The sequence below is a fragment of the Spirosoma litoris genome (genome assembly GCF_054776755.1).
Map to the genome: position 1 here is coordinate 1 of NZ_BAAHBI010000058.1, position 6644 is coordinate 6644.

3 protein-coding genes are annotated in these 6644 nt (G+C 50.4%); all 3 read right to left on the reverse strand.

The genetic code is table 11. From position 1 onward, the window contains the following. On the reverse strand, positions 1–3762 hold a 3762-nt coding region (locus ACYVGR_RS30715; protein ID WP_460963793.1), incomplete at its 3' end, for an Ig-like domain-containing protein. Beyond that, positions 3759–4058 carry a hypothetical protein gene (locus tag ACYVGR_RS30720; protein ID WP_460963794.1) on the reverse strand — a complete coding sequence of 100 codons (300 nt, stop codon included), beginning with the start codon at positions 4056–4058 and terminating at the stop codon, positions 3759–3761. The genes ACYVGR_RS30720 and ACYVGR_RS30715, both read right to left, overlap by 4 nt. Before the next feature lie 647 nt (positions 4059–4705). Beyond that, positions 4706–6644: SdrD B-like domain-containing protein (locus ACYVGR_RS30725; RefSeq protein ID WP_460963795.1), on the reverse strand; the 1939-nt coding region annotated here is incomplete at its 5' end.

Sequence of the window (6644 nt, forward strand, 5' to 3'; positions counted from 1 at the left end):
GGTGAGCACATTGCCCGGTACCGGTGTATTGATCCGCGTATTGTTAATATCACTGGTCGCTACTGGTGGCTGGCCAGCAATTGTAACTGTTACGGTAGTACTGGAGCAGTTGGTCAGGCTCGCTACCTCACAGATCGAATAGGTAAAGGTTGTTGAACCCACAAACCCATTGACCGGTGTGAACGCAATGGTGCCATCTGGATTAACCGATGCCGAACCATTGGCGGGCTGCGAGGTCACCGTTACCTTCACGTTTGACGTTGTCGGCGTATTACCCACATAGGTATCGTTCGACAACACCGGAATATTCACTGCCGTATTCACCGTCGTTGTCTTCGAATCGGGGTTGGCCGTGATTTCAGTCGTACAATGGAAGTCTCCACAGATGAAGGCAACGTTCTTAGCCTGGCTTCCGGCAACATAGGGTACATAGGTTGAGAACGTGTTTGTCGACAGGTCAAACCTTGTCACACAGTCGCCCTTAAATGAGCTGATGTATATGTTCCCATCAGGCCCAAATGCTATGTCATAAGCCTGAACACTACCTGTTCCGGCAAGTCCTGCATTCTGGGTCGGTGTTGGCATCGAATATTCACCTAGTTTAGCCCCTGTAGTGCCATTGTACTCGACTAACTTATCGGGCGAGGTTCCACCATCTGAAGACATCACGGCCCATAAGTTGCCTGTAGCGTCAAATACAATACCCCGGTAGTAATACCCTGTAGGCGCTGTCACTAAAGTCGAAATTGACCCAGTAAGCGAAGGATCCAGGTACGTAATGGTGGAGGCAGCACCTGCAACTGCCCCATAAGCAGTGGTCATATATACGTTACCCGTGATTGGGTTCACGGCCACCCCCCATGCTCTTTGTTTGCTACTCGATGTAAAGTCGCTGGTAGGTCGCGAAGCTACTATTGTATTTGTAGCCGTACTGATCTTATAGAGGTACGAGTTTGAGGTTACATACACATACGCCCGGTCAGGGGAAATAGCCGCATCGAATGGAATATCTGTTGATACGGTCAACGGGATACTAGTAACGACCGAACCTTTTTTATAATCAAATACATAAACGGTACCAGTTGCCTTTGCTTGAACAAAATAGGCAATGCCCGTATTCTCATTGGCAGCTATACCATCACCTCCGATGCCTTGAACTGCACATTTAAACGTCGCGGCATTCGTCCCATAGTTAAATACCTCAACACTATTTGCAGGGTAATCTCCTACCAGCATCACACTGTTCGAACATGCCGTAGTCACACCAACTGTAGCTGTAGCACAATTCGTTGGCGTTGTTTTATCGCATATCGAATAGGTGAACGTACTTGAACCTGAAAACCCTGGTGCCGGTGTGAACGTAATGGTACCATCGGAGTTGACAACGGCCGTGCCCTGACTGGCTGAAGGCGGTGTAACAATCGTTGGTAAGGTTACATTCGAGGTGGTAGCCGGTGAGCCATTGTCCGTATCATTGGTCAATACCGGAATAGTTACCGGTGTGCCCTGGGCCGTAGTAGCCAGATCGTTGTTGGCCGTTACAGGGTTGCCTAACGTCAGGAACGAATTACAGGCAGCCATATCAGCATACCCGTTTGATGGCAGTGTATTGACGGGGGTAGCCGCAAATGTTGTTGGATTTACCAAGTATATCCCTGCACCATTCCCTGCAGCCGATACTACATAAGTCTGGCCATTATAGGACATAATATCGGCAAGGTTCGTACCCGAAGGGAATCCTGTCATTGTTCCGACATAATAGGCTTGTGGCGAAGCCGGATTCGGTATTTTCCAGATTTGATACGTACCATCCGTTATAATATAGAGTGCGCCATCTGCCCCGAATCCCATATCAACCGAATTTAAACCAGCAGTTGCATAGGTTATTCCTCCCGGGCCTGCCACTGCGGTTGGAGGAGGGCTTGTCCAGATGTTTGTAACCGTGTTGGTTGTTGGGTCATATTTAGCCAGATAGCCTCCGTAACGGCTAATAAAATAGATATTACAGTTGGCATCGGTTGCCCCTGAAATGATATAACTATCAAAGGCAACCGTGCTTGGAATGGTAGACGGTAAGGTTGCCCCCGTATTGCTGCCCGTATTGGTAACCGGGTCATAGACATAGATGTTCCGCGTGGCAGGAGCCGCCCCCGTGCTGGTAACAGTATACAGCTTGTTATTACATCCCTTTGCCAAGTCGTGGGCGGTGAATGGTAGCACCGCCCCCAGATCGGTTTGCGTATAGCCAGAGGGTGTCAGGCCATTTATCTTGTATATATGGTCATTGAGTACGCCATAAGCCGTAGCATCGCAGGTTGGGGTGGCGATCTGAGTAACAGCGGTGCTGCTGTTGTTAGCGGGGTTGGTATCACCAGCCGCTGAAACCGAGGCTACGTTGGTAATTGCACTGCCTGATTGCCCGGTAGCGGTTCCGGTTACGACCAGAACTACTGTCGAACTTGCCGGAAGGCTTGGAATCACCAGACCCGATTGGAGCCCCGCCGGGGTGGGGCTGGTCGGACACGAAGCCGTCCCTCCACCCACAGTACACGAAACGCTGGTCACGTTGTAGTTTGCCACAACGGGGTCGGTCACCGTTACGTTGGTCAGGTTGGTAGTGCCATTATTCGATACCAGCAAGGTATAACTTACCACTCCGTTGGGGCTAACCATAGTTGACCCCACTTTCGAAATGGAGGCATCGGGAACACCATCGGATACAGTAAACCCATAAAGAACTACATCGCCACGTGCGTAAGTTGGCCAATCAGGTGCACCTCCATTTCCGAGCATATAGACCTGAAACGTAACACTTGTAATACCCGTACCATTCAGCAAAATAGAGCCTGATCCGCCCTGTGAAGCTGTGCCACAGCCTCCGGTTAGTGCGCTTTGCTTAAACTCAGTAGTTGTCACATTCAGATTGTTGCCTGACAACAGACTCATTGTTACACCGGGTGTTTGTAACTTATAATACGTTCCCAGGTTCAATGCACCTATACTACCTCCAATATCAGAAATATGTAAAATCGGGTTATTAACAGGTCGAGAGAATGTAAATGTTATATCTCCATAATAATACCCAGCGCTTTGGTTGTTGGTGCTTTGACCATTGAGCCAACTCGTATTATAAAACGTCGAAAAACCACTATTGGCACTAACACTATAGCCTGTTCCTGGCGTTTGGTTCTGTGGTGATGTATAGTAAGCATTGCTATTATCACTACATAAACCGGTAAAGAGCGGAAATAGGGGAAAAGTTACCGGATTGGATACACTATTTGAGGCTCCCCCAAACGTTATCCCAGCATTATTGGAAGACGAGGCATTAAACTGCTGGTTGCTAAGACTTGCCGTTACCGTCAGCCCAGGCGTGTAAGCCGAGAATGTATTTCCGGTAGGGCTATCGGTATTTTTGAGAAATGTGGCGGTTTGAGGGGCTGTTGTAGGGCCATTTCCCGCAGATGAGCTACCTGCCGCCAGTTCAAGAACAGATTGCGCGTATGTGGTTTGGCTAGTACTCAACAGTACCAGCAAGGTGCACAACCACCAAACGGTGCTATATCGCTTCCCAGCATACTGGCCAGCAGATACGCAGGATCGTTTCATCCTCGTCATTCGTTGCGTAATTGTTTGTTCCATAGCCTGGTTGGTGGGTGACTCTTTCGCCGTTATCGTATCTACTGGAGGTTGCTTCCTGCACACACCCAGATAGGGCAGGCTCGAACGAAGCGTCTGTCGGAATAGGTGTTGCATGTTCATGATTCAGTGAATGGATAGCGGTATTCGTCTATCGTGCGTTGGTTACAGTGTGATACGAAAATCGAGTAATAGCCAGCCCCAGGCGGGGGCGCTCCCTGTCGGTTCCAGGGCATTAGTAAGCGATCTAATCGTCGGTACCTGGTAGCCTGCGCTCCCAGGTCGTCATACACGACAGCGTCATAGACCTGTTTGCCGGTGTATACAGCGTTCTGGATTGTTGAAAGCCAGGCCCATTGAGGGGGGCTTACGGTCGGTGGGCCAGACAGGTTCTGATCTGGCAATTGTGTTTCTGTCACTTGATTTGGTTGAAGGCTTACCCAAAGGATGAAGCTGGTGATTATAAATATTATCACTTTTTGTTTATACAAAATACGTTCCATAATTGATTTTTTAAGTTACAATTTGATCAATTTGTACCATCGACGGCTAGCTGATTTAATCAGGCCGTCGGCTTAATGGGTGTTTTTTTGTCAATTCGTGTTTTTGTCATGGCTCCGGCGGCCCGGTCAAAGTCCCTCATAAGTCAAGCTTGAGATTCCTCCTGTCGTCGGAATGACAAAAACACGGAATGCAAAAACGCGGAATGACAAAAACACGGCCCAATTGAGCAAAGTAGGGTTTGGTTCTGGCTGATGATTCGTCCTGTTTTTTACGGTGAGTAGGTGTTACTTTTTACCATTTTATTAACTAACGGTTATCTATATACGAAAAACGTTTTACATACACTTACCTTTCGTATTTAGGTCTTCTGGTGTCGTTCTACTCTCTTTTGTCATCCCCCTTTTTGTCATCCTGACGCAGGAAGGATCTTATGATATCCGCACCTGAGCGTTAGGAAGCTTTAAGATCCTTCCTGCGTCAGGATGACAAAAAGAAAGGATGACAAAAAGGGGGCAGGATGACGGTATTCGATTTTCAGGACGAAAACCGAATACCGCCCCTTCTATTTCACGGTAATCGTCGTAAAACAATTTGGACTCGTACACTTTGGAATCAAACCCGCATCCACCGTCAGGTTCTGCTCACCCGCTGCCAGGGTGTAGTTCCCCGTCTTGCCGCCTACACCCGCATCGCTATCGGTCGTATCGTTGCCGGTGTCAACCGTTGTGAAGGTTGCTCCACTCGGCGCCGTGAAGACCACATAGTAGGTGCCGGGGTCCAGGTTGGTGAACAGGTAATGGCCCGTTCCATCGGTTACCGTGGTACTGATCGGCTGGTTGGTGGTCGCATTATAGAGCGTCACCGTGACCCCAACCGCTGGCGGCTCATTAGCATCCTGCTGGCCGTTCTTGTTGTTATCGTACCAGACATAATCACCCAGACTGGCTTTCAGCGGAGTCACCGTGATGGTTTCGGGATCACTATCGTCCTCATCCTGAGACGGGTTGTTCTTATGATCGCCTGACGTATCATCATTGACCGGCGTGCCATCGTTGTTCGGATTGTTATCCGGACTAGAGTCCTTATCGGGCAGATTCTGGGCGTTGCTGGCACTGCTGATCTCAGCGGTGTTGGTCAGGCTACCGCCTGCGAAGCTACTGCTCACCGTGAAGGTGATAGTCCGCGTGACACTCTGGCCGGCACTCAGACTGGCAATCGCCGTATTGAGCGTGGCCAGGCCGTTGCTGGCGGCCCAGTTGGCATCGTTCAATGTCAAGCCAGTTGGGATGTAATCCGTTACCTGAACATTGGTCGCATCCACATTACCCTGGTTGTACACCGTCACCGTGAAAGTCACGTTGCTGCCTGCGACCACCGTCGCACTCTGACCAGGAGCCAGTTTCTTGGTCAAGGCCAGGTCAAACACCGGAGTTGGACTCACCGTAATCACTTCTGGATCGCTATCATCCTCGTCGTCAGCCGGATTGCCCTTATGGTTTCCATTTAGATCGTCGTTGATCGGCGTACCATCGTTGCTCGGATTGTTATCCGGACTGGAGTCCACGTCCGGCAGATTCTGGGCGTTGCTGGCACTGCTGATCTCAGCGGTGTTGGTTAGGCTGCTGGGCGCGTTCGCATTCACCAGGAAGGTGATATTCCGCGTCACACTCTGACTGGCAGGCAAACTAGCAATCACGCTGTTGAGCGTCGCTAGGCTACCATTGGCTGTCCAGGCCGCATCGTTCAGGGTTAGACCCGCTGGGATGTAGTCTGTTACCTGAACATTCGTCGCGTCCACATTACCCTGGTTGTAGATCGTCACCGTAAAGGTCACATTGCTGCCAGGAGTCACATTGGCAGACTGGCCAGCCGCGAGAGTTTTCTTCAGCGCTAAGTCAAACACCGGAGTTGGACTCACCGTGATCACCTCCGGATCGCTATCATCCTCGTCATCAGCCGGATTACCCTTATGGTTTCCATTCAGATCGTCGTTGATCGGTGTACCATCGTTATTCGGATTACTATCTGGCGTCGAATCTACGTCCGGCAGATTCTGGGCATTGCTGGCACTGCTGATCTCAGCGGTGTTGGTCAGGCTGCTGGGCGCGTTCGCATTCACCAGGAAGGTGATAGTCCGCGTCACACTCTGACCGGCACTCAGACTGGCTATCGCTGTAGTCAGCGTCGCTAAGCTACCATTGGCTAACCAGTTCGCATCGTTCAGCGTTAGCCCAGTTGGGATGTAATCCGTTACCTGAACGTTCGTCGCGTCTACGTTACCCTGGTTGTAGATCGTCACCGTAAAGGTTACGTTGCTGCCAGGAGTTACATTGGCAGACTGACCAGCCGCTAAGGTCTTCTTCAGCGCTAAGTCGAAGACCGGGGCTGTGCAATTGCTCGGCGTAGGCAACACGGCCAGGGGCGAGGCAATACAGCCGACCGCATCCTGAATAGTCAGGGTGTAGATTCCGCCCGATAGTCCACTGATGCTGGGCGTCATG